This window comes from Bradyrhizobium sp. CB3481 (genome assembly GCF_029714305.1).
Classification (GTDB): Bacteria; Pseudomonadota; Alphaproteobacteria; order Rhizobiales; family Xanthobacteraceae; genus Bradyrhizobium.
Genome location: NZ_CP121647.1, coordinates 661,436 through 684,317, shown reverse-complemented (window position 1 = coordinate 684,317; position 22,882 = coordinate 661,436). Strand labels below are relative to the sequence as shown.

Here is a 22,882-nt window from a genome sequence, read left to right as displayed (position 1 = left end):
AAAGTTCAATAGGCGAACAAATCTACCCGGAGGACCTCGCCATGATGAGCCAGGAAGCGAACGACCTGATTACCCGCACCGGCCGCAAGGACCCCTGCGGCAGGCTGATGCGGATGTACTGGCAGCCGGCGGCGCTGGTCGACGAGCTCGAGGGACCGCGGCCGGTTCGTCCCATCAAACTGCTCGGCGAAAACCTCGTGCTGTTTCGCGACGAACAGGGACGCTACGGCCTGATCGACCGCCACTGCGCGCATCGCGGCGCCGACCTCGCCTTCGGCCGACTCGAGAATGGCGGCCTGCGCTGTGCCTTCCATGGCTGGCTGTTCGATGTCTCCGGCCAATGCCTGGAAACGCCGGCCGAGCCGAAGGGCTCGAAGCTGTGTCAGGGCATCAGGCAGCGTTCCTATCCCGTGGTCGAGAAGAGCGGCATTCTCTGGGCGTATCTCGGCGAAGGCGAGCCGCCGGCCTTTCCGGAGATCGATTGTTTCGTCGCGCCCGACAGCCACACCTTTGCGTTCAAGGGCCACATCAATTGCAACTGGCTGCAGGCGCTCGAAGTCGGTATCGATCCGGCACACGCCTCGTTCCTGCATCGCTTCTTCGAAGACGAGGACACGTCCACGGCCTATGGCAAGCAGTTCCGCGGCGCATCCGCCAGCAGCGACATGCCGATGACGAAGATTTTGCGCGAATACGACAACCCGATCATCAATGTCGAGCACACCGAATATGGCCTGCGGCTGATCGCGCTGCGCGAGCTTGACGAAGAGCGGACGCATGTGCGCGTCACCAACCAGCTTTTCCCGCACGGCTTCGTCATTCCGATGAGCCAGGAGATGACGATCACGCAGTGGCACGTGCCCATCGATGACGAGAACTGCTACTGGTACGCGATCTTCACCTCCTATACGGCGCCGGTCGACAAGAAGAAGATGCGCGACCAGCGGCTCGAGCTGTATGAACTGCCGGATTACAAATCGCGCAAGAACAAGAGCAACGATTACGGCTTTGATCCGCACGAGCAGGCGACCGCGACCTATACCGGCATGGGCAGCGACATCAACGTCCATGACCAGTGGGCGGTGGAATCGATGGGGCCGATCCAGGACCGCACCAACGAGCATCTCGGCACTTCCGACAAGGCGATCGTGCAGTACCGCCGCCTGCTGCGGCAGGAGATCGAGAAAGTCGTGGGTGGCGAGAAGCCGATGCTGTTTCTTGATGACGCGACGGCCCGCAGCATTCAGGGGCCGGCGACAATGGACGGCATCGGGCCGACGCTGGGCTGGGAGCTCTACTGGATGGAAGTCGACGTCAAGCGCCGCCGCGGCGCGCCCTGGGCCGCGCCGGTGCCGCGCGAGATCGCTGGGAAGGTTACGCATCTGACGGCGGCGGAGTGATGTTTGTGGCACCGTCATTCCGGGGCGGCTCGCAGAGCCGAACCCGGAATCTCGAGATTCCGGGTTCGATGCTGCGCATCGCCCCGGAATGACGGAAGATGGGGAGCAACGCCTTGAGTTTTGTCGAACGTCACGGCCTTTGGTCTGACGAACAACGCGAGGTGGCCACCCGCCTGCGCAAGATCGTCGAAGAGAAGAATCTCGAAGTCATCCGCCTATCGTTCCCCGATCAGCATGGCATCCTGCGCGGCAAGACGCTGATTGCGAGCGAGGCGATCGCATCGCTGGAAAGCGGCTGCTCCATCACCACCACGATGCTGGCCAAGGACACCTCGCACAAGACGGTGTTCCCGGTGTTCACATCAGGCGGCGGTTTTGGCATGAAGGAGATGGAAGGCGCCGCCGACGTGCTGATGGTGGCCGATCCCACCACGTTCCGCGTGCTGCCCTGGGCGCCGACCACGGGCTGGCTGCTCTGCGACCTCTATTTCAACGACGGCCGCCCGGTGCCGTTCGCCACACGCCACCTCTATCGCAGGGTGATCGACCAGCTCGGGCAGCGCGGCTTCGATTTCGTCGCTGGCCTCGAGGTCGAATTCCACCTCTTCAAGCTCGACGATGCGCACATGACGCCCGACGATGCCGGCCAGCCCGGGCGGCCGCCATCGGTCAGCCTGCTCTCGCATGGCTATCAATATCTGACCGAGCAGCGCTACGACCAGATGGAGCCGGCGCTGGAAATCATCCGCCGCGACGTGCTGGCGCTCGGCCTGCCCCTGCGCTCGGTCGAGGTCGAGTTCGGCCCGAGCCAGTGCGAATTCACCTTCCAGCCGACCAAGGGGCTGGTGCCTGCCGACAACATGATGCTGTTCCGCTCGGCCGTGAAGCAGATCGCGCGCCGCCATGGTTATCACGCGACCTTCATGTGCCGGCCGAAATTGCCCAACGTATTCGCCTCCGGCTGGCACCTGCATCAATCGCTGGTGTCGCGTGAGAACGGCGAGAATGCGTTCATGGCGAAGGACGCCGGCGAGGCGCTGAGCCCGTTTGGACGCGCCTATCTCGCAGGACTGCTGGAGCACGCCCGCGCCTCCACCGTGTTCACGACGCCGACCATCAACGGCTACAAGCGCTACCGCTCCTATTCGCTGGCGCCCGATCGCGCGATCTGGGGCCGCGACAACCGCGGCGTCATGATCCGCGTGCTCGGCGGGCCGAACGATGCCGCCACGCGGCTGGAAAACCGCATCGGCGAACCCGCCGCGAACCCCTATCTCTACATGGCCTCGCAGATTCTCTCCGGGCTCGACGGCGTCGACCGCAAGCTCGATCCGCCCCCGTCAGCCGACACGCCGTATGAGATCAAGGCCGCGCTGTTGCCGAAGAGTCTTCGCGAGGCGGTGTTCGCGCTACAGGACGATCCGTTCTTCCGCGGCGCGCTGGGGGCGGAGTTCGTGGACTACTACGTCCACATCAAGAACGCGGAGATCGAGCGTTTCCAGGCCGAGGTATCGGACTGGGAACACCGCGAGTATTTTGAGATGTTTTGAAGACAAGCCAGTCGCCGATAAGTCGGACAAGCCTGTTCTGCCGCGGCTTAGAGGCTTGCGAGATGAGCCGCGACTGCGCCTTCGTTCCATTCCAGGCCAAGACCGGGCGCGTCAGGAATATGCAATAGCCCATGCTTCACTTCATAGGGCCGTTCGAGAATCGGATCGGCCCAATCCTGCCACTCCAGCCAATGCGCCGTCTCTGTTGCGCGCATGACGTGAGCGGCAACTTCCGGATAAAGATGTGTTGATATCGGTATGCCCGCCGCGCCGGCAATCGCTGCCGCGCGCATCCAACCGGTCACACCCCCGATGCGCATGAAATCCGGCATCACCAGGTCGCAGGCTTTTTTCCCAATCGCCTTATGCATTTCCCTGGGCCCATAGAAATTCTCTCCGATCTGGATCGGGGTCTTCAGTTCCGCCGCGAGTTGAGCGTAGCCGTCGAGATTGTCATAGACGACGGGTTCTTCAATCCAGTCGAGCCCATGGTCATCGATCATGTGACATCGCTCGATGGCTTCTGCGAGATTTAGTCCCTGGTTGTAGTCAATCATCAAGTGCACGCTGTCACCGACAGCTCTGCGAACGGCGTCGAGAGTAGCCAAATCATCGCGCGGATCGCTTCTGCCTAGCCGCAGTTTCAGAGCGGAGAATCCTCCTTCCTCGCGCAATTCCATCGCTTCCGCCGCGACCGCGGCCGGCTCTTTCAGCCAAAGGCCGTTGCTGTTGTACGATTTCACGGCGCCGACCGTACCACCCAACAGCACGCAGAGCGGCTTATTTGCAGCCTTCGCCAGCGCGTCCCACGCGGCCATGTCAAGGCCGGAGGCGGCAATCATGGACAATCCCTCATAGCCGACGAAATGCAGAGATTTGCGCGCCGCCTCGAAGAGTTCGACAGGCGCCACGTTCCGGCCTCTGAGCAATTCGCCGAGATCATGGATCGCGGGAACCAGATATCGCATCGATTTCACGATGTAGGGCTCGAGATAGCTTCGCCCTACGATGCCCTCCTCGGTGATGAGATCGATGAGAATGAGCGGCCACTCCGATATCGTGGCGATACGCACGACTACCGGCCGCTTGAGCTTGAGGATCACAGGACGAGCCTTGATTTCCCTGAGCGTCAATGGTTCGGGCATGACGATACCTTTCGAAGCTCGATGGAAGCCGGCGCGCTGGGCCGAAAAATAAATCCTGGGCGCCATTCCAACTGGTTTTTCAAAGGATGTAAATTCACTACCCGGTATAGTTAAAGGGTGACTGCATGGCACGATCTGCAGAGCCGACCCGACGGCGGATCCTGGCCGCCGCATACGTGCTATTTCGCCAGCGCGGGTATAGCCGCGTGAGCATGGACGAAATTGCATCGGCGACGAACGTCACGAAGCGGACTCTGTATAATCATTTTCAAAGTAAGGATCAGTTGCTCGCCTTCGTGCTTGAAGCCCAGAATGAACTGGCATTGGCCGCGTTCAGAACGTTCGGCGATCAGCTCACCGGCTCCCCAGCCGCGATTGTTGACGGCCTGTTTCGCGATCTTGCGGTATGGGCAGACCGGCCACGATGGGCCGGGTCGGGCTTTACCAGGCTGGTCATCGAACTTGCGGATCTACCCGGCCACCCCGCGCGAGCAATCGCACGCCGACACAAGGCATTGCTCGAAGCCCATCTCGCGGACTTGCTAAAGCGAGCCGGCGTCCGCGATGCTCGCCGCCGCGCGCGCGAGATATGGCTGCTCTCGGAGGGCGCGATCTCCTTGATGCTGGTGCACGGTGATCGCGCCTATGCGGCCGCGGCGGCCGACGCAGCAAACCGGCTGCTGCGGAACTCTTTGCGGTGAGGCGTGGCGGCTTGCTGGATCAAATCCCCAGATACCGGTGCTGCAGATCCGGCTCGGCAATCAACTGCTCGCTCGTCCCCGTCCACACCGTGCGGCCGCGCTCGATGATGTAGTGGCGGTCGGCGATCTTGGCGAGGTTGGCGACGTTCTTGTCGATGACCAGCACCGATTGCCCGCGGCCCTTCAGCATCGACAGGCAATTCCAGATTTCCTCGCGGATCAAGGGTGCAAGGCCTTCGGTGGCTTCGTCGAGGATCAAAAGCTTTGGATTGGTCATCAGCGCGCGGCCGATCGCCAGCATCTGCTGCTCGCCGCCCGAAAGCGTCACGCCCATATTGTTGCGGCGCTCGGCAAGGCGCGGGAACAGCGCATGGATTTTTTCAATTGTCCAGGGATCGCTGGCACCCTGGCGGTTGCCTGAGGCCGCAACGAGATTTTCATACACCGTGAGGTTCGGAAAGATCTGGCGTCCCTCCGGCACCAGGCCGATGCCGAGCTTTGCAATTTTGTATGACGGCAGGCGGCGGACTTCCTCGCCGGCAAAGCGGATCGTGCCGGCGCGCGCGCCCGTCATGCCCATGATGGAACGGATGGTGGTGGTCTTGCCCATGCCGTTGCGGCCCATCAGGGCAACCATCTCGCCCGATTGAACTTTTAGCGACAGGCCGAACAGCACCTGGCTGAGCCCGTAGCAGGTCTCGATGCCGTCGATTTCGAGCAGGGTTTCAGCCATGACGGGTCACCGCATGCTGCTCGCCGAGATAGGCGCGCTTGACTTCCTCATTGTTCCTGATGGCATCAGGATCGCCGGAGGCGATGACGCGGCCATAGACCAGCACCGTGATGCGGTCGGCGAGCGCGAACACCGCCTCCATATCGTGCTCGACCAGCACGATGGTGACTTCCTTGCGCAGTTCTTTCAGCAGCGCCACCATGCGCGCGGATTCGGTGACACCGAGGCCGGCCATCGGCTCGTCGAGCAGCAACAATTGCGGCTTGGTGGCAAGCGCGACCGCCAGCTCGAGCTCGCGCTGCTCGCCGTGACTGAGCTCCGACACCAGCACATCGGCGCGCTTGGCGAGCCCGACCCGGTCGAGCGCCGCCTGCGCCGCCTCGCGCAAATGCCTCTCCTTGCGCGCCGCCCCCCAGAAGCGGAAGGAGTGGCCATCGTGCGCCTGCGCTGCGAGCGCGACATTGTCGGCGGCCGTAAAATCCGGCAGCAGGCAGGTGATCTGGAACGAGCGCGCCAGGCCGAGCCGGCTGCGCTGGTAGGACGGCAGCCAGGTGACCTCGCGGCCGGCGAAGTGAATAGTGCCGGAGTTCGGCGCCAGCTGCCCGGTCAACTGGCTGATCAGCGTGGTCTTGCCGGCGCCGTTGGGACCGATGATGGCGTGCAGCTCGCCCCTCGAGACGTCGAGCGAGAGATTGTCGGTGGCCTTGATGCCGCCAAAGCTGCGGACGAGATTCTCGACACGGAGCAAGGGTTCAACCACGGCTCAACCTCCCGAGCACGCCCATGATGCCGCCGCGCGCAAATAGCACGATCAGCAATAGCAGCGGGCCCATGATCAACGCCCAGTATTCGGTGAACTGCGACAGCACCTCTTCCAGCACCAGGAAGACAATGGTGCCGATCACGGGCCCGAACAGCGAGCCCATGCCACCCAGGATCACCATCACCATGAGATCGCCGGAACGGGTCCAGTACATCGTCGCCGGGCTGATGAAATCGGTATTGTTGGCCAGCAGCGCGCCGGCAAGCCCGCAGATCGTGCCTGAGATGACGAAGCAGACGAGACGATATCTGTTCGCGTGAAAACCGATCGCCTGCATGCGCTGCTCGTTGGAGCGCACGCCCTGCACCACCATGCCGAAGCGCGAATTGACGATGCGCCAGATCAGGTAGATGCCGCCGAACAGGCAGGCGAGGCAGAGATAATAGAACTGCACGCGGTTCGAGAGGTCAATGATGCCACCGAAATGGCTGCGCTTGTAGATGGTGAGGCCGTCGTCGCCGCCATAGCGCGACATGCCCGAGGCGATGTAATAGGCCATCTGGGCGAAGGCGAGCGTGATCATGATGAAATAGACGCCGCGGGTGCGCAGAGACAGGGCGCCGATCACGAGCGCATAGAGCGCGGATACGATCAGCGCCACCGGCCACTGGATGAAGCCGGAGCCGATACCCTCATAGGCGAGGATGCCCACCGCATAGCCGCCGATGCCGAGATAGGCGGCATGGCCGAAGCTCATCATGCCGCCATAGCCCATGATGAGGTTGAGGCTGGCAGCCGCAAGTGCGAAAATGACGATGCGGGTGAACAGCGTCAGGATAAAGATGTTGCCGGTCAGCGCCGAATAGGCCGGCAATAGCAGCAAGAAAAGCGCTGTGAGCGCCACGATGACGTTGCGGGCGTTGACGGGAGATTTCATCGCTTGGCAGCCGGAAACAGCCCCTCCGGACGGACGACGAGCACGATCGCCATCAGGAGATAGATCAGCATCGACGACAATGCGGGCGCCGCGGTAGAGGCGGCGGCGGAACTGAGCACCATGCGCAGCAGATCCGGCAGGAAGGCGCGGCCGAGCGTGTCGATCATCCCGACGAAGATCGCCGCCATGAAGGCGCCGCGGATCGAGCCGATGCCGCCGATCACGATGATGACGAAGGCGAGGATCAGGATGTTCTCGCCCATGCCGATCTGCACCGTGAGGATCGGCGCCTGCATCAGCCCGGCAAGGCCGGCGAGCGCGGCGCCAAGCCCGAACACCAAAGTGAACAAGAGCTTGATGTTGATACCGAGCGCGCCGATCATCTCGCGATTCGAGGCACCGGCGCGGATCAACATGCCAATCCTGGTCCGCATCACGACGAGATAGAGCATCGCGGCGACCGCCAGCGCGACCACGATGATGGAAAGCCGGTAGGCCGGATAGAACACGCCGGGCACGATCTGCACCGGCGCGGTGAGCCAGGCCGGCAGCGGCAGCGACAGGCCGGCCGGGCCCCAGATCAGCCGCACCGCGTCGTTGAAGAACAGGATCAGGCCGAAGGTCGCCAGCACCTGGTCGAGATGGTCGCGGCCGTAGAGATGCCGCAACGCGATGAATTCGAGCGCGATGCCGAGCAGCAATGTAGCGCCGAGGGCCAGCAGGATGCCGAGCACGAAACTGTTGGTCCAGGCGACGAAGGTGGCGGCGAAATACGCGCCCATCATGTAGAGCGAGCCGTGCGCCAGATTGACGAAATCCATGATGCCGAACACCAGCGTCAGGCCGGCTGCCAGCAAGAACAGCAACAGGCCGAACTGCAAGCCGTTCAGCGATTGTTCGATTAAGACAAGCATTGATCCCTTGAACGCTGGGGGCCTAACAAAACAGCGGCAGCACATCTGCGCCGCCGCCATTTTTCTTGTTGGGCGGATGATCTGTCGCAACCCGCCCCCGGGTCAAGCCCGAGGGCGTTTTGCACCCGATCATGCACCGGCCATGCCAACCATCACTTCTTCATCGGACATTTGTCGTGGAAGCGGTCCTGATCGTCCTTGACGATGGTCGCCACCGTCTTGAGCGCGAGCTGGCCGTCGGCGTCCTTGACCACGTCCTGCAGGTAGAAGTTCTGGATCGGGATGTGGTTGTTGCCGTATTTGAAGGGACCGCGCACTGACTTGAAGTTGGCCTTCTCCATCTCGGCCTTCATCTCGTCCTTCTTGGACGTATCGCCCTTCACCGCGACAACAGCGCTGTTGATCAGGTTCGCGGCGTCATAGGACTGCGCGCCGTAGAAGGTCGGCCGCAGCCCGGTGTACTTCTTGCGGTAGTCCTCGACGAACTTCTTGTTTTCGGCGTTCGGCAGGTCGTTGACCCATTGCTGCGCGCCGGGCACGCCGAGCGCGTTTTCCTTCTGCAAAGGCAGCGACAATTCGTCGATGGTGAAGGCGGTGTAGAGTGGAATCTGCGCCTTGATCCCGGCCTGCGCATATTGGTTGAGGAACTGCACGCCGGCCGCGCCCGGATAGAACACGAAGATCGATTCGGCCTTGGAGTTCTTGGCCTTGGTGAGTTCGGCGGAGAAGTCGAGCTGGCTCGGCCACACCGTATATTCCTCGCCGACGACCTGGCCCTTGAAGGTGCTCTTCACGCCGGCCAGCATGTCCTTGCCGGCGGCGTAGTTCGGGCCGATCAGGAATACCGACTTGACGCCCTTCTGGTTCATGTAGGTGCCGACCGCCTGCGGGGTCTGGTCGTTCTGCCAGGAGGTCGAGAACACGTAGGGCGAGCAGAGCTCGCCGGCGAGCTGCGAGGGGCCGGCATTGGCCGAGATCAGGAAGGTTTTGGCATCGACCGCGGTCTTCAGCGAGGCCAGCAAAACGTTCGACCAGATATAGCCGACGATGAAATCGACCTTATCGGACTGGATCAGTTTTTCGGTCTTCTGCTTGCCCACGTCAGGCTTCTGGCCGTCGTCCTCGTAGATCACCTCGACCGGCTTGCCAGCGATCTTGCGCCCGAGATGGTCGAGCGCCAGCTCGAAGGAATTGCGCATGTCGTTGCCGATCACAGCGGTCGGGCCGCTGAAGGTCGAGACAAAGCCGATCTTGATGGTGTCGCCGGCGGATGCGGGCTGCGCCAGCGCCAGAATTGCCGCGCCCGCCAGCCAGAATGCCTTTTTCATAATCACTCCCCTCCTCGTTATCGATTAGACCCGGGTCTCCCGGGCGACCGGCGCTGTCTCGCGCACCTCATTATCACTGAGGTATTTTGTGCGCGAAATCGCCGGTCAGCGGCAAGCATGAACCGGTTTGCCCGGCTTTGGACCTTCGGCGCATGCTTAAGCCACCGGAACCATAATTCGCGGATGGCGGGGATGGCAAGAACTATAGTGCCGGTTGCCAGGGCAACGATTTGTCGCAGTTTTGGGCCGGAAAGCCGGAAGGAGCGGCCACGTCCGTGGCGAACCTCGCCCGGCATCGGCCGGAAGCGCTCGTTCAGATCAGGTATTCCGCGCCATCGATGACATAGGGCGCGTGGCGAAAATCCCGGATCGTGGCGACCTGGCCGGCCGACCAGTCCAGCAGCATGAAATATTTCGGGCCTGAATCCCGCTCGCCCGGATCGAACACCAGGATGGCGGGGCGCCCTTCGACCAGGCCGGCCACCAGATGCCAGTCGCTGACCTTCGCGTAATTGCCGAAATAGCGGGACACTTCGACCTTGCCGCGCATGCGGGTCTTGTTGACGAGATCGAGCCTGACGTCATCAGCAATCATCGCCCGGATCGCGTCGAAATCGCGCGCGTTGAAATGGGCGACATAGGCGCCGAGGCGCGCGCGGTCTGCATCCGACAATTTTGCTTGCGGCGCATCATCAGGTTCATCGGCGATGTCGCGCAACTGCGCACGGCCGCGATGCAGGAATGCCTTCGCCGCCGGCAGGCTGCATTCCATGACCTCGCAGATTTCCTTGAGCGAACATCCGAGCACGTCCATCAGGATCACGCTTGAGCGTTGCGCCACCGGCAGGCGCATGAAGGTGCGCAAGGAGGTCGCGGCGATCTGGCGACTCTCCACAGCATCGAGCTGGTCTACGATCATGTCCATCTCCGCATCGCCCCGGAGCGCTTCCAGGCGGCGCTTACGGCGCAAAAAATCCAGCGCGGTGTTGTGCGCGATCCGGAACAGCCAGCCCTCGGGATTGCCGACAGGACCGGCGGTGGCATGGGCCTCCACCGCCTTGATCAGCGCGTCCTGCAGGACGTCCTCGCCGTCGATCACTGAGCCGACCATGCGCGCGCAATAGCGATGCAGCCTTGGCCGCATCGCGATCAGCAGACGCTCGATTTCAGAGTTCGACGTCTCGGAAATCACGGTCACTCAGCCTCCGGCGAATTCATGTATCGCCCAGCATGCGATAATTGCCGATAACCGTCGCGCCCTTGGCGAGCGGGGGCTCGGCACAACGTTCCCGAATGCCGTTCTGGAACGCCGCGAATGCCGGAAGGCCTTGCAAGGGGCTGGCGCCCTCGGCCGCAGTCTCGACGAAATGGATAAAGGTGTCGTCCTCCAGCCGCAGCGATAGATAGCGCAGGCCTTCCGGCTGCACCGCCTTCAGCGCCGCAAACACATTTGCGACCAGTTCGGCGTTCTTCTCGGTCATTTCAGGCGTTGTCTTGTACCTTATCACGGTTCGTCGCATGACGCTCTCCTCGTCAGTGGCCATCTCGACCCCAAGGACGGTCGGGAACTGACAAAGGATGCGGTGGCAGGAGATTTATTTTGCCGTCGTCCCTGCGAACGCAGGGACCCATAACCACAGGATTTGGTTGTTACGCTGTTGCTGTGGCTCCAGCCTTCTCAACAAAGCCCCTGGGTGGTTATGGGTCCCGGCTCAAGGCCGGGACGACAGGTGATAACGTTTCGCTATCGGCCAATTAGCAAAGGCGTATTGGACCATCAGGCGCGAATGGCTACATAATCCCCTGCATTCATAGACCGGGGCCACACCATGACGACAGCGCCGAACCAGCCTCATCACGTGGTGATCGTCGGTGCCGGATTCGGCGGGCTGGAAACCGCCTTCGGCCTCGCCGGCGCGCCGGTAAAAATCACGCTGATCGATCGCCGCAACCATCATCTGTTCCAGCCGCTGCTCTACCAAGTCGCGACCGCTTCGCTGGCGACGTCTGAGATCGCCTGGCCGGTGCGCTATCTCCTGCGCGACCGCAAGGAGGTGACGACGCTGTTCGCCAATGTGAACGGCATCGATGCAGGGGGTAAGCGCGTGTTGCTCGAAGACGGCGAGACCATCGCCTACGACACGCTGGTGCTCGCCACCGGCGCCCGCCACGCCTATTTCGGCCATGACGAGTGGGAGCCGTTCGCCCCCGGCCTGAAGACGCTGGAGGACGCCACCACGCTGCGGCGTCGTATCCTTGTCGCGTTCGAGCGTGCCGAGCGAGAAACCGATCCGATCAGGCGCGCCGCGCTGCTGACCTTCGTCATCATCGGCGCCGGCCCGACCGGCGTCGAAATGGCCGGCACCATCGCCGATCTCGCCAAGGACACACTGCCGCCGGATTTTCGCAACATCGACACGCACAAGACTCGCGTCGTCCTGGTCGAGGCCGGTCCGCGCGTGCTCGCGGGATTTCCGGAGGATCTCTCCGCCTACGCGCAGCGGTCGCTGGAGGAACTCGGCGTCGAGGTGGTGCTGGGCCAGCCCGTCACCGAATGCGCCATCGATGGCGTCGTCTTCGGCGGCAAGAAGCTGGAGGCCAGGACCATCGTCTGGGCCGCCGGCGTGCGCGCCTCGCGGGCGGCGGAATGGATGAACGCGCCGGCCGACCGCGCCTATCGGTTGAAGGTCGAGCCTGATCTGACCGTGCCCGGCCATCCCGACGTGTTCGCGATCGGCGACACCGTGACGATCGCAGGCCCGGACGGCAACCCCGTACCGGGCATCGCGCCGGCGGCCAAGCAGCAGGGACGTTACGTGGCCGCGCTGATCAAGGCGCGCCTCAACGGCGAGACGCTGCCGCCGTTCCGCTACAAGCACGCCGGCAGCCTCGCTCAGATCGGCAAGAAGAAGGCCGTGATCGATTTCGGCTGGATGAAGCTACGCGGCAATCTCGCCTGGTGGATCTGGGGCATCGCCCACATCTACTTCCTGATCGGCCTACGCAACCGCCTCAGCGTCGCGCTAAGCTGGCTGTGGATTCACGCCCGCGACCAGCGCGCCGCTCGGCTGATCACGCAGGGATCGAGCAAGGTGACGGGGTAGCTTTGAGGCATCACGATCTGCAGAACCCTCATCCTGAGGAGCCCGCAACGCGGGCGTCTCGAAGGATGTAGGCCACAGACGGGCCTGCATGGTTCGAGACGGCGCCAAGGCGCCTCCTCACCATGAGGGTCTACGGCGCGCAGGCAAAGCTCGCGGCCCGATCGATCGGGCCCGATTTATAGTGCGGCCACGTTGGCCACTGGCACAGCGGCAGCGAGCGCGTTGTCTCGAAGGCCGGCGTGTCGAGCCGTTGCTCGGTCACGTCGAGATCGCCGGGCGCCTTGCCCTTCTCGACCCAGTCGACCAGCACCGCCAGCATGTCGACATTGGCCGGCGCGCCGGAGCCGACATGATCGACGCCCGGCGCCGTGTAGAGCCTTGCGAACTCTGCTGTCTTCTCCTTGCCGAGCGTGCGCTGCACATTCTCGAAATAGCGGATGCCGGCATAGGGGCTCTGGGCGTAGTCGGCCATGTTTTCGAGAATGACGAGCCTGCCGCCGCGCGCCGCGAAGCGGCTCAAATCCGGATTGGTCGAATCCATCAGCCGTGACACCTGCAGCAGCCGCTCCTTGTGATCTTCGGGCTTGTAAGTGGTGACGTCGAGCTTCGGATCGCGCGCGAAGACATATTGAATGCCGCCCGCGCCATAGATCCAGGCGATGCCGTTGTTCGGCGCCGGCGGCTGCACCGGCGCGGCCTTGCCGAGCCACCAGGCGTTCCAGCCGCCGGTCGGGCCGAACGCCGGGGTATTTTCGCCGGAGACGCCCCAGCCCGGGTAATCGTCGAGGCCATTCTCCAGCGCGAAGGAGAATTTGTACGTCCCATGCAGCGTCTTGATCGCCGCGACCTGCGGCTCGCTCAGACATTGATCGCCGCTCTGGCCCGCCGCGCAGCGCAGCTCTTCCACCCTGAATTTCGCTTTGCAGCCGACGGGATCGAGAACGAGCATGTCCTCGGCACCGTCGGTCTTGTCGCACGCCTTGAGCACCGCCTTGGCGACGAGGTCGACCTGCGCCGGACGTATCCAGCCCTCGCCCATCGTGGCGAGGCCCGATTTCGTTCCGGCATGTTGCAGGCCGACCCAGTTGATAACGGGCACGCGGGCGAAGATACCGTCAAAATCATCGGGATAGCGCTGCGCCATGGTCAGCGCCTCGCGGCCGCCTTCCGACGATCCCATGAAATAGAGTTTTGCCGGCGGGTTGCCGTAGGCCCGCACCATCAGGGCGATCGCGGCATCGCGCACGCGCTTGTAGGCGCGATGCGCAAAATTCTCGAACGCCTCGTCATTGAGCGCAAAGACCTGCGGCGGCTCGCCCGGCTTGGTCTCGTGGCCGGAATCCGTGCCGTAGGTGACGAAGCCGCGTGCCAGCGGCGACGGCGCGCCGAACGGATAGGCCGGCGGCAAGGCCAGCCCGGTGATCAGCACGCCGTTGAAGCCGCCGCCGCCATATTGCAGCGAGCGGCCGTTCCATTCGAGTGGCAGGTTGACCTGGAATTTGATCGGCGGCGCATTGGGGTCTGACGGCGCGATGTGACCGAGCACCTTGCAGAATTCCGGATTGGCCGGCGAGACGCGCGCCGCCGGCGTCGGCCCCTTCTCGGCGACCGCAAGCGGCGACGGTGCGACGATGCTGGCGGAATCGATCTTCACGCCGTTGTCGGCTGGCCCGACGAGGCCGCTGCATGTCGCCGCGGGAGCACCGGTCATCTTCGCGGCGGTCGCTTCTGCGGCAATGAGCGAGATCGCCAGCGTCAGTGCGATCAGCCAGACCGAGATACGCATATCGATTCCCAGGCGTTGCATCGTTTCCCCCTTGGTATTGCAGCATATGCTGCCATCGAACTGGCCCGGCGTACATCCACAAACGCGTCATGCCCGGGCTTGTCCCGGGCATCCACGTCTTGGTCTCTGCGTGAAGAACGTCGATGGCTGGGACACAGGCGGGCGGAAGCGACGCCGTCCTTCGGACGGCTACGCCCGGCCATGCCGGCACCTATCGTGCCGCGCCTCACTTCACCAGCGCGCAGCCGCCGTCGGCGAGCGGGCGAAAAGCCTGGTCGGCGGGAATGGTCGAGACCTGCTTGTAATAGTCGTAGGGGTACTTCGACTCCTCCGGCTTCTTCACCTCGAACAGGTACATCGGGTGAATAACGCGGCCATCCTGGCGGATGGTGACGTCGCCGAACAGCTTGTCCTTACCCCTGAACTTCTTCATCTGCGGCACCGCGTCCTTGGCGTGATCGCTGCCCGTCGCGGCCACCGCATTGAGATAGGCCAAGGTCGAGGCGTAGACGCCGGCCTGGTTGCCGCTCGGCATCTTGCCGTTCATGCCGGGCCGGGCACCGAAGCGCTTTGCAAACGCGCGGGTGTCGTCGTCCATGTCCCAGTAGAACGCCTCGAACAGTTGCAGCCCCTGGCCGACCTTCAGCCCCATGCCGTGGATGTCGTTGATGAACAGCAGGAACGCCACCATGCTCTGACCGCCCTGCTGCAGCCCGAACTCGGCCGCCTGCTTCACCGCATTCACGGTGTCGCCGCCGGCATTGGCGAGCCCGATCACCTTGGCCTTGGAATTCTGCGCCTGCAGCAGCAGCGAGGCAAAATCCGCCGTGTTGAGTGGATGCTTCGCCGAGCCCAGCACCTTGCCGCCGTGCTTTTCGATGTAGTTGGTGGCCTCAGCCTCGATGCCCTGGCCGAGCGCGAAATTCACGGTGATGAAGAACCATTCCTTGCCGCCGCGCGCCATCATCGCCGCCGCCGTCGAATTGCCGGTCGCCCAGGCGTCGTTGACCCATTGGATGGTGTTGGGCGAGCAGGCCTTGCCGGTCAGGTCGGAGCTGGCCGTCGACGAAGCCAGAAACGTCATGCGGCTGTCGCGCAGCAGCGAATTGATGGTGAGGCCGACCGCGGAGTTCGGCACGTCGACGACCGCATCGACGCCATCGACGTCGAGCCATTTGCGCACGATCGCCGATCCCACATCGGCCTTGTTCTGGTGGTCTGCATAGACGATCTCGACCTTGATGCCCTTGCCGCCGCCATTGAAATCCTCCGCCGCCATGCGCGCGGCCTCGACCGAGCCCATGCCGTTGGTATCCTGGAAGATACCGGAGATGTCGTTGAGCACGCCGATGCGCACGACGTTGTCGGAAATCTGCGCATGCGCTGCACTACTTGCCGCGCACGACAGGGCCAGCGCCAGACCCAACCCTAAACCCCGCATTGTTTTCTCCTCCGTGATGACTTTAGCGTTCCCGGACTTTCGCCGGGTTTAAGAATGACGCGACGCACCCGCTAGAGCTGCCGATCAGCTGCCGGCGGTATCCATCAGGCCGCGGAAATGGCGATCGGGAGGCTTTCGAGCCCGCGCAGCGCGTTGTTGTAGCGGCGCTTCACAGGGCCGGAGATCTCGATCTTGCCGACCTTGCGCGCGATCGCCGCCACCATCACTTCGCCTTCGAGGCGCGCGACAAGCTGGCCGACGCACATGTGAATGCCCGAGCCGTAGCCGACATGGCCCGAGGTTCGGCGGGTGATGTCGTAATTGTCAGGGTTTTCCCACCGCCGCGGATCGCGGTTGGCGGCGCCGAGGAACATCAAGACTTTCTCGCCCTCGCCGATCACGTGCCCGCCGAGCTCGACCTCGCGCGTGGTGGTGCGGAAAAAGGTCTGCACCGGGCTTTCGAAGCGGATCGCTTCCTCGAAGGCGTTGCGCGCCAGCGTCGGATCGCCGCGCAGCTTCGCCAGTTGCTCGGGATAGCGTGCCAGGCAATAGACGGCGGCGCCGATGCCGTAGACGGTGGTATCGAGCCCGGCCGACAGCAGCGAACGCACCAAAAGCGGCGCTTCCTCATGGGTGATGTCGCCGGCATCGGCGCGGGCATGGATGCAGGCGCCGAAACCGCCGGGCGCAAGATTCTCGCGCTGGCATTGCTCGGCGACATAGGCTTGATGCGGCGCCGAGCGCTCGATCGCCTCCTGGCGAAGCTGGTTCGGCGGACCGAACGCGTTGAACACCAGGCTGGCATAGGGCAACAGATTCTCCCGCCCTTCCTGTTTCAGCCCGAGCGCGTCGGGGAAGACCGACAGCGGATAGGCTTCGGCAAGATCGGCGATCGCGTCAAAACTGCCGCGCGCGAGCAGTTCATCAACCTTGGCTTCGGCCAAGTCGGTGAAGTGACCGCGCAGCGGCTTCAATGCGCTGGCCGACAGCACCTGGTTCAGCACCGCGCGCGTGCGGGTGTGCGCCGGCGGATCTGCCTCCAGAATGATACTTTGCGGTCGCCACGGCTTTTCCTTGGCGAAATCGCTGAGACCCACGCCACGGCTCGAGCAGAACGTCAGGGGATCGTTGAGGACGGCATGCACCTCGGCATAGCGCGCTACGCCATAGACGCCCCATTTATCGAGCCAGACCGCCGGTCCAGCCTCGCGCAGGACCTCATGGATCGCATGCATATCGTCGAAGAACTCGGTCGAGAACGGATCGACGTCCAGGCTGGGAACGCCTGACGGTGCAGCTTTCTCTGTCGCGCTCATGTGGGTCTCCCGCATAATGTTCTTGCAGAGCGGCGTGCGCTGTCTCTATGTCTAAAATGCTGGAGCGGCTTCGGAAGAGCATGAGCAGGAACAGACAGGCGCGCGCCCCTCGCGCGGGTACGGCAGGCAGGAGCGGGCGCGCCGAACAGGTGCTCGACCTCGACCGTTACGTGCCGGCGCTCATCACCTTCATCGCCAACAAATTGTCGCGCAGCGCGACCGTCGTCTATCAGAAGCGTTTCGGGGTCAACGTCACGGAATGGCGGATCCTGTCGCTGCTGGCGATCGAGCCGGAAATTTCGGCGGCCCGCATCTGCCACGTGATCGGTTTCGACAAGGGCCCAGTGAGCCGGACCTTGGCCGGAATGGAGGAGCGCGGTCTGGTCAACATCCGCGCCGACCGCCAGGACGGGCGCACCCATTCGATCTCGCTGACGGCAAAGGGCTATACCACCCACGATCAGGTTATCGCGGTCGCGCTGGAACGCGAACGTCGCCTGCTGTCCTGCCTGAGCAAGCCGGAACGCGAGACGCTGATCGCGCTGCTGCTGCGGGTGCACGGCAATCTCGATGCGGTAAAAGGCGCCGGCGAAATCGACGATCGCGCCTGAACGGCCGGAGGCGGCCGCAGCGCGAACATACGCCGCAGAGCCGACGCGCGTGCGATGGCGCAATGCGTCGTGACGATCCAATCGCCCGGACATCCGTTTCTCCCCTATACGGCCTTCGGCACTCCGTGCTCTTCGTTCGGCCGCTTGTTCTGAGAATACGCTCTCACAAACTAGTTGCCTTGGCAACATAAATGACGGGCCCGTCGAAAGTTCCACGAATGACCCGTAAGCGGTCCGATCGTCATGGCCGGGCTTGTCCCGGCCATCTACGACTTCCTTTGCTGCCAAGACGTGGATGCCCGGGACAAGCCCGGGCACGACGAGTTTGTGGGCACATCGGACTAGGACAATGGGCGCATAGGCGACGGCCGGGCGTTCGCAAGGCCAAGCTACTTCGTCACCAACGGGCAGTTACCCTCGCTCTCGGGACGGAACGCCTGATCTCCGGGAATCGTCGCGACGACCTTGAGCAGATCCCATTTCGACGTGGATTCGTCCGGCTTCTTCACTTCGAGCAGATAGAGCGGATGAATCTTGCGCCCGTCGCTGCGGATCGTTCCCTTGCCGAACAAGGGATCGTCGGTCGGTATCGCCTTCATGGCAGCGACCACGGCCTTGCCGTCAGCGGCGCCGCCGACCTTGTCGACAGCCTTGAGATAATGCAGCACGGAAGCATAGACGCCGGCCTGCATGTCGTTCGGATAATTCTTCTGCGGATGGCGTTCGGCGAAACGTTTTGCGAAGGCGCGCGTGCCGTCGTTCAGATCCCAGTAGAAAGGATTCATGATCTGCGCGCCCTGCGCCGCCTTCAGCCCCAGCGCGGGAATGCCGTTCATGCCAAGGATCAGGCCGACCAGCTTCTGCTTTTGCGTCAGCCCGAACTCCGCCGCCTGCTTGATCGAGGTGATGGTGTCGTCGCCTGCATTCGCGACGCCGACGACGTCGGCGCCCGAGGCCTGCGCCTGCAGCAGGAACGAGGCATAGTCGGCCGTCCCGAGCGGATGGCGCACGGCGCCGAGCACTGCGCCGCCGGAGGCCTTGACGCCCTCCATCGCTTGCTTCTCCAGGTCATGGCCGAAGGCATAATCGGCGGTCAGAAAGAACCATTTCTTGCCACCCTGCGCCACCACGGCTTTGCCGAGACCGCGGCCATAGGCATAGGTGTCGTAGGTCCAGTGCACGGTATTCGGCGTGCATTTCTCGCCAGTGAGGAGCGCCGTGCCGGCGCCGGAGCCGATGAACGCCTTGTTCTTCTGCTCACTCATCGCGGCCACCGCAAGCGCGATCGCCGAATTCGGCAGGTCGAAGATGGCGTCGATATTTTCGGTGTCGTACCAGCGCCGCGCGATGCCGACGCCGACATCGGTCTTGTTCTGGTGATCGGCGGTGATGACGTCAACCGGCTTGCCGGCGGCCTTGCCGCCATAATCCTCCACGGCCATCTGCGCTGCGATCACCGAGCCGACGCCCTGATAGGTCGAAAACACGCCTGACTGGTCGTTGAGCACGCCGATCCGAACGCGGTCCTGGGCGTGAGCCGCGCCGGCGAACATGCCGCCGAGCGCGGCCACAAGCATTCCAAGGCGAAAAAACTGTCGCATGCGTTCCCTCCTGTGTGGATACGGCGGGCCTTCGCGACCGCTTCTGATTAGTTATATTTTATAAGCATTTTGAGGATTGTCAATTCACATGACGACGTGCGAGCTATTGCCCATGGGTAGAATCGGCAAAGCGACGACGCGCAGGGGTAACGGGGCCGCAAAGGCGGCCGAGCCGGACGGACAGCGGGAGCTCGATCTCAGCGCGCTCCAGGAAACCCCTGGATTCATGATCCGGATTCTGCAACTGCAGAACTTCGAGGCGTTTTACCCGTATTTTGAATCGCTGAAACTCTCGCCGCTCGAATACGCCATCCTGGTCGCGGTGCGTGACAACAAGACGGTGACGCAAAGCGAGCTTGCCGCGGTCCTGAAAATGCAGCTGCCCAACCTGGTGAAAATCCTCGCCCGGATGGAGGAGACCGGCATTCTCAAGCGCAAGCGCTCGGCGCGGGACCGCCGCGCGGTCGAACTCAGCCTCAGCGCCGCCGGCGAGCGTCGCGCCGACGAAGCCAGCCGGCTCGGCGAGAGTTTTAACGCGCGGACGCTTTCGGTGCTCAGCAAAGCCGAGCAGGCGGCTTTTCTCCAGATGCTGGTGCGGCTGGTCGAGGCGCACGAGAACGGCATTTGAGGCACAGCACGTCCTATTTCTGCTGCGTTATTGCCTCTCCAAACCGCTCATCCTGAGGAGCCCGCAAAGCGGGCGTCTCGAAGGATGCAGGCCCTTCTGTGGCCTCATGGTTCTCCCGGCGAAGCGAAGCATCGTCCGGAGACGCGGAGCCTGTCATCGGGCCGCGCTTCGCGCGGACCCGGTGGCGCTCCTCCCCATGAGGAGCGCAAGAAGTCAGCCGGCGCAGCCGATCCATTCGGCCGAAGCATCGTCGTCGAGCGTTGCCACCGCGCCCGCGCGCCGCGTCAGCACCGCGCGCTGGTTGATGTAGCCCTTGTCGGTGATCTCGCCGCCATCGACGGAGGCCGGCTCGGCCAGCAGCAGCGCGCGTGTCGCATGTCCCGACGAATTGCCGCTCTGCGCCTTCAGTTTCACAAGGCCCTGCGCGATCGCACTGCGAACCCTATCGTGGCCGATGACGTCCTTCACATCGGCAGTATCAGGCAGGCCGGCATGGGCCCGGCAGGCAGCGATATTCGGGAAGATAAGGAATCGCACTTCGTCGCCGCCATGGCCGGTGACGACGATGTCCTGCGCCAGCGGCGCCAGCGCTGCGATCCCGGCGACGCGGAGCGTGCCGACGCTGACCCAGGTGCCGGAGTTCAGCTTGAAATCCTCGGCAACGCGACCGTCGAAGAACAGGCCGAGCTCGGGACGCTCCGGATCGGCAAAGGTGACGGCATCGCCGATCAGATAGAAGCCTTCGGCGTCGAACGCCTGCGCGGTCAATTCCGGCGCCTTCCAGTAGCCCGGCGAGACGTTCGGGCCACGCACGCGCACCTCCAGCTTGTCGCCCGACGGCACCAGTTTTAGTTCGGTCCCCGGTATCGGCACGCCGATATTGCCGGAGCGCCTGGCCTGAAAATGACAGTCGGTGGCGAGCGGCGAGGTCTCGGTCGAGCCCCAGGCCGACACCATCGGCAGCGCGCGGCCGACCGTCTTGATCGAGAGCTCTTCCAGCGCATCCCAGAGATTTTGCGGCAGCGCCGCTCCGGCATAGAAGGCGAATTTTACTTCGCTGAAGAACCTGTGCCGCAATTCGTCTTCGCCGCGCAGCGCCGCGATCAGCATATCGAAGCCACGCGGCACGTTGAAATAGACCGTCGGCCTCACGCTGCGCAGATTGGCGAGCGAGGTCAAAAACAGGCCGGGCGCCGGTTTGCCGCCGTCAACATAGAGCGTGCCGCCATTGCGCAGCACCAGATTGAAATTGTGGTTGGCGCCGAAGGTGTGGCTCCACGGCAACCAGTCGAGGATCACGAGCTTGTCGCCGATATCTTCGAGGAACGTCCAGGTCTGCGCTTTCGCCTGCTGGCTCGAGGTCAGCATGCGCTGGGTGTTGATGACGGCCTTCGGCGTGCCGGTCGAGCCTGAGGTAAACAGGAATTTTGCGATGGTATTGGGCGTGATTGCGGCGAACGCCTTGTCGACATCGGTTGTTTCCGGCGTCGCCGCGATGGTTCGGAAGGCGACCGCGTCGCCATCATCCGCATTGCCGCTGACGATGGTCGCCGTATGCAACGGCCTAATCGCAGCAAGCGCTGCAGCAAACGGCTTTATTGCGGAAACATAGATCGCGCCTGGTTCCAGCAGCCCGACCATGCTCTTGAACTTGTCGTAATCCCTGGACATCAGCGAATAGGCCGGCGAGATCGCGGCCGAGGGCACGCCGACATGCTGGGCGGCGAGCGCAAACAGCGCGTGCTCGACGCTGTTATCGGACAGGATCACCAGCGGCCGCTCGGCACTGAGGCCTTGCGCGAGGATCCAGGCGGCCGCGCCCCGTACCTGCTTCAATGCATCCTTGTAGGTGACCGTCGACCACGGCGCATCCGCGCTGGCGCGATCGGCAAGAAAGATGCGGTCCGGCGCCTGCCGCGCCCAATGCTCCAGCCAGTCGCCGATGCAGCGCGTGCTTTCGCCTAGCGGAGCGGTCGATTTCACGATGATGCTGCCGTCGGCGCGGCGATCGGCGACGATCGCGGGCGTCGCAAACAGTTTGCTGGATTTGTCACCGCTTGATGCGGCGATGGTCATGGTTTCCTCCTGCCGGCTGGTTCGCCGATCGCCGGCGTCACGCCGGCCTGCAGCTCAGAAGGCTGCTTGCGGCTAATGTTGAGCACAACAATTGTTGTCGTCAACAACAATCTTCTCATCGGAGCGCCGATGCGCTAGAAGCGTAGACGATGACGGAAAGCGCGCAGGTATCCAAAACAGGCAGATCGCGACCCAGCGCGAGGCTGCCTCGCGGACGGAAGCAGGCCGCCAATGGCGGCGCAAACCTCGACGACGAGATCGGCCTCGACGCGCTGGCCGGCCACGCCGGATATGCCGTGCGGCGCTTCCAGATCTGGATATTTCAGGATTTCATCCGCACGCTCGGCGCCGTCGATATCCGCCCGACGCAGTATTCCGTCATGACCGTGATCGGCGCCAATCCCGGCCTGAGCCAGATGGCCGTCGCCAAGCGGCTCGGGATCGAACGCGCCCGCCTGGTGCATCTGCTCGACAGTCTCGAGCATCGCGACCTCATCAGCCGCATCCGCTCCGCCACCGACCGTCGCTCCCACGCCCTGCACCTGACGGCGCGCGGCAAAACAGCGCTGGCCCAGTTCAAGCGCCTCGCCACCGAACATGAGCGCCATGTCGCCGAGAAGATCGGCAAGGCAAACCGGGAGAAACTCCTGCAGATTCTTTCGGCGTTCACCTGATCAAGGCCTGCCCGCCTCGCTGGGAGCGAGGTCGCCTATTTTTTATGCAACTGTTCCGCCGCACCGACCCGGCCGAGCCAGCGGGCCGTCGATTTAAGCCACTGAAATAGTTTAACTATCATCAAATTCGGATCGATCCTCGCTATTGTACACAATGGCACATCGCTTGCTTTC

General features: G+C 63.2%; 20 protein-coding genes. 7 read left to right on the top strand and 13 right to left on the bottom strand.

The features are described 5' to 3' along the window. Positions 1-41 precede the first annotated feature (41 nt). Together QA643_RS03195 and QA643_RS03190 are read left to right on the top strand one after the other, a co-directional pair. Positions 42-1,400 (top strand): aromatic ring-hydroxylating dioxygenase subunit alpha, encoded by a 1,359-nt coding sequence (locus QA643_RS03195; protein WP_283031764.1) that lies wholly within the window; start codon positions 42-44, stop codon positions 1,398-1,400. Between the two features lie 113 nt (positions 1,401-1,513). Continuing rightward, positions 1,514-2,950 (top strand): glutamine synthetase family protein, encoded by a 1,437-nt coding sequence (locus QA643_RS03190; protein ID WP_283031763.1) that lies wholly within the window; start codon positions 1,514-1,516, stop codon positions 2,948-2,950. Between the two features lie 47 nt (positions 2,951-2,997). Here QA643_RS03190 and QA643_RS03185 read toward each other — a convergent pair whose 3' ends face one another. Further along, on the bottom strand, positions 2,998-4,161 hold the full coding sequence (locus QA643_RS03185; RefSeq protein ID WP_283031762.1) for an enolase C-terminal domain-like protein: 1,164 nt from the start codon (positions 4,159-4,161) through the stop codon (positions 2,998-3,000). A 146-nt stretch (positions 4,162-4,307) separates the two neighbouring features. Between QA643_RS03185 and QA643_RS03180 the strand changes: the two genes are divergently transcribed. Then, a complete protein-coding gene (locus QA643_RS03180; RefSeq protein ID WP_283031761.1) occupies positions 4,308-4,796 on the top strand; it encodes a TetR/AcrR family transcriptional regulator in 489 nt (162 codons plus the stop codon). Between the two features lie 19 nt (positions 4,797-4,815). On the opposite strand, the gene QA643_RS03175 is transcribed toward QA643_RS03180, so the two are convergent. The 7 genes from QA643_RS03175 to QA643_RS03145 form a co-directional block, all read right to left on the bottom strand. After that, positions 4,816-5,529, bottom strand: coding sequence for an ABC transporter ATP-binding protein (locus tag QA643_RS03175; protein WP_283031760.1), 714 nt, complete (start codon positions 5,527-5,529; stop codon positions 4,816-4,818). Beyond that, complete coding sequence (locus tag QA643_RS03170; RefSeq protein WP_283031759.1) at positions 5,522-6,289, bottom strand: ABC transporter ATP-binding protein; 768 nt, start codon at positions 6,287-6,289, stop codon at positions 5,522-5,524. The genes QA643_RS03175 and QA643_RS03170 overlap by 8 nt, the downstream gene beginning before the upstream one ends. Beyond that, a complete protein-coding gene (locus QA643_RS03165; RefSeq protein WP_283031758.1) occupies positions 6,282-7,229 on the bottom strand; it encodes a branched-chain amino acid ABC transporter permease in 948 nt (315 codons plus the stop codon). The genes QA643_RS03170 and QA643_RS03165 overlap by 8 nt, the downstream gene beginning before the upstream one ends. Beyond that, positions 7,226-8,143: a branched-chain amino acid ABC transporter permease gene (locus tag QA643_RS03160; protein ID WP_283031757.1), complete on the bottom strand. Its 918-nt coding sequence runs from the start codon at positions 8,141-8,143 to the stop codon at positions 7,226-7,228. Before QA643_RS03160 ends, QA643_RS03165 begins: the two co-directional genes overlap by 4 nt. Before the next feature lie 152 nt (positions 8,144-8,295). After that, complete coding sequence (locus QA643_RS03155; RefSeq protein ID WP_283031756.1) at positions 8,296-9,471, bottom strand: ABC transporter substrate-binding protein; 1,176 nt, start codon at positions 9,469-9,471, stop codon at positions 8,296-8,298. A gap of 313 nt (positions 9,472-9,784) precedes the next feature. Further along, positions 9,785-10,615: an RNA polymerase sigma factor gene (locus QA643_RS03150; protein ID WP_283034696.1), complete on the bottom strand. Its 831-nt coding sequence runs from the start codon at positions 10,613-10,615 to the stop codon at positions 9,785-9,787. Positions 10,616-10,685: 70 nt separating this feature from the next. Further along, positions 10,686-10,991 carry a hypothetical protein gene (locus QA643_RS03145; RefSeq protein WP_283031755.1) on the bottom strand — a complete coding sequence of 102 codons (306 nt, stop codon included), beginning with the start codon at positions 10,989-10,991 and terminating at the stop codon, positions 10,686-10,688. Between the two features lie 309 nt (positions 10,992-11,300). Between QA643_RS03145 and QA643_RS03140 the strand changes: the two genes are divergently transcribed. Beyond that, positions 11,301-12,575, top strand: a complete 1,275-nt coding sequence (locus QA643_RS03140) for an NAD(P)/FAD-dependent oxidoreductase (RefSeq protein WP_283031754.1) — start codon at positions 11,301-11,303, stop codon at positions 12,573-12,575. A gap of 130 nt (positions 12,576-12,705) precedes the next feature. Here QA643_RS03140 and QA643_RS03135 read toward each other — a convergent pair whose 3' ends face one another. From QA643_RS03135 to QA643_RS03125, 3 genes are all read right to left on the bottom strand, one after another. Beyond that, positions 12,706-14,286 (bottom strand): tannase/feruloyl esterase family alpha/beta hydrolase, encoded by a 1,581-nt coding sequence (locus QA643_RS03135; protein WP_283034695.1) that lies wholly within the window; start codon positions 14,284-14,286, stop codon positions 12,706-12,708. A gap of 301 nt (positions 14,287-14,587) precedes the next feature. Then, positions 14,588-15,802: an ABC transporter substrate-binding protein gene (locus QA643_RS03130; RefSeq protein ID WP_283031753.1), complete on the bottom strand. Its 1,215-nt coding sequence runs from the start codon at positions 15,800-15,802 to the stop codon at positions 14,588-14,590. 104 nt (positions 15,803-15,906) lie between these two features. Then, positions 15,907-17,118, bottom strand: a complete 1,212-nt coding sequence (locus tag QA643_RS03125; protein ID WP_283031752.1) for a cytochrome P450 — start codon at positions 17,116-17,118, stop codon at positions 15,907-15,909. A gap of 80 nt (positions 17,119-17,198) precedes the next feature. On the opposite strand from QA643_RS03125, the gene QA643_RS03120 reads away from it, so the two are divergent. After that, positions 17,199-17,729: a MarR family transcriptional regulator gene (locus QA643_RS03120; RefSeq protein ID WP_283031751.1), complete on the top strand. Its 531-nt coding sequence runs from the start codon at positions 17,199-17,201 to the stop codon at positions 17,727-17,729. Between the two features lie 389 nt (positions 17,730-18,118). Here QA643_RS03120 and QA643_RS03115 read toward each other — a convergent pair whose 3' ends face one another. Beyond that, positions 18,119-19,306 carry an ABC transporter substrate-binding protein gene (locus tag QA643_RS03115; RefSeq protein WP_283034694.1) on the bottom strand — a complete coding sequence of 396 codons (1,188 nt, stop codon included), beginning with the start codon at positions 19,304-19,306 and terminating at the stop codon, positions 18,119-18,121. A gap of 136 nt (positions 19,307-19,442) precedes the next feature. On the opposite strand from QA643_RS03115, the gene QA643_RS03110 reads away from it, so the two are divergent. Continuing rightward, the gene (locus QA643_RS03110; RefSeq protein WP_283031750.1) at positions 19,443-19,958 is read left to right on the top strand and encodes a MarR family winged helix-turn-helix transcriptional regulator; all 516 of its coding nucleotides are present in this window, start codon (positions 19,443-19,445) and stop codon (positions 19,956-19,958) included. 213 nt (positions 19,959-20,171) lie between these two features. Here QA643_RS03110 and QA643_RS03105 read toward each other — a convergent pair whose 3' ends face one another. Beyond that, positions 20,172-22,034: a feruloyl-CoA synthase gene (locus QA643_RS03105; RefSeq protein WP_283031749.1), complete on the bottom strand. Its 1,863-nt coding sequence runs from the start codon at positions 22,032-22,034 to the stop codon at positions 20,172-20,174. A gap of 149 nt (positions 22,035-22,183) precedes the next feature. On the opposite strand from QA643_RS03105, the gene QA643_RS03100 reads away from it, so the two are divergent. Next, the gene (locus QA643_RS03100) at positions 22,184-22,708 is read left to right on the top strand and encodes a MarR family transcriptional regulator (RefSeq protein WP_283031748.1); all 525 of its coding nucleotides are present in this window, start codon (positions 22,184-22,186) and stop codon (positions 22,706-22,708) included. Positions 22,709-22,882: the final 174 nt, after the last annotated feature.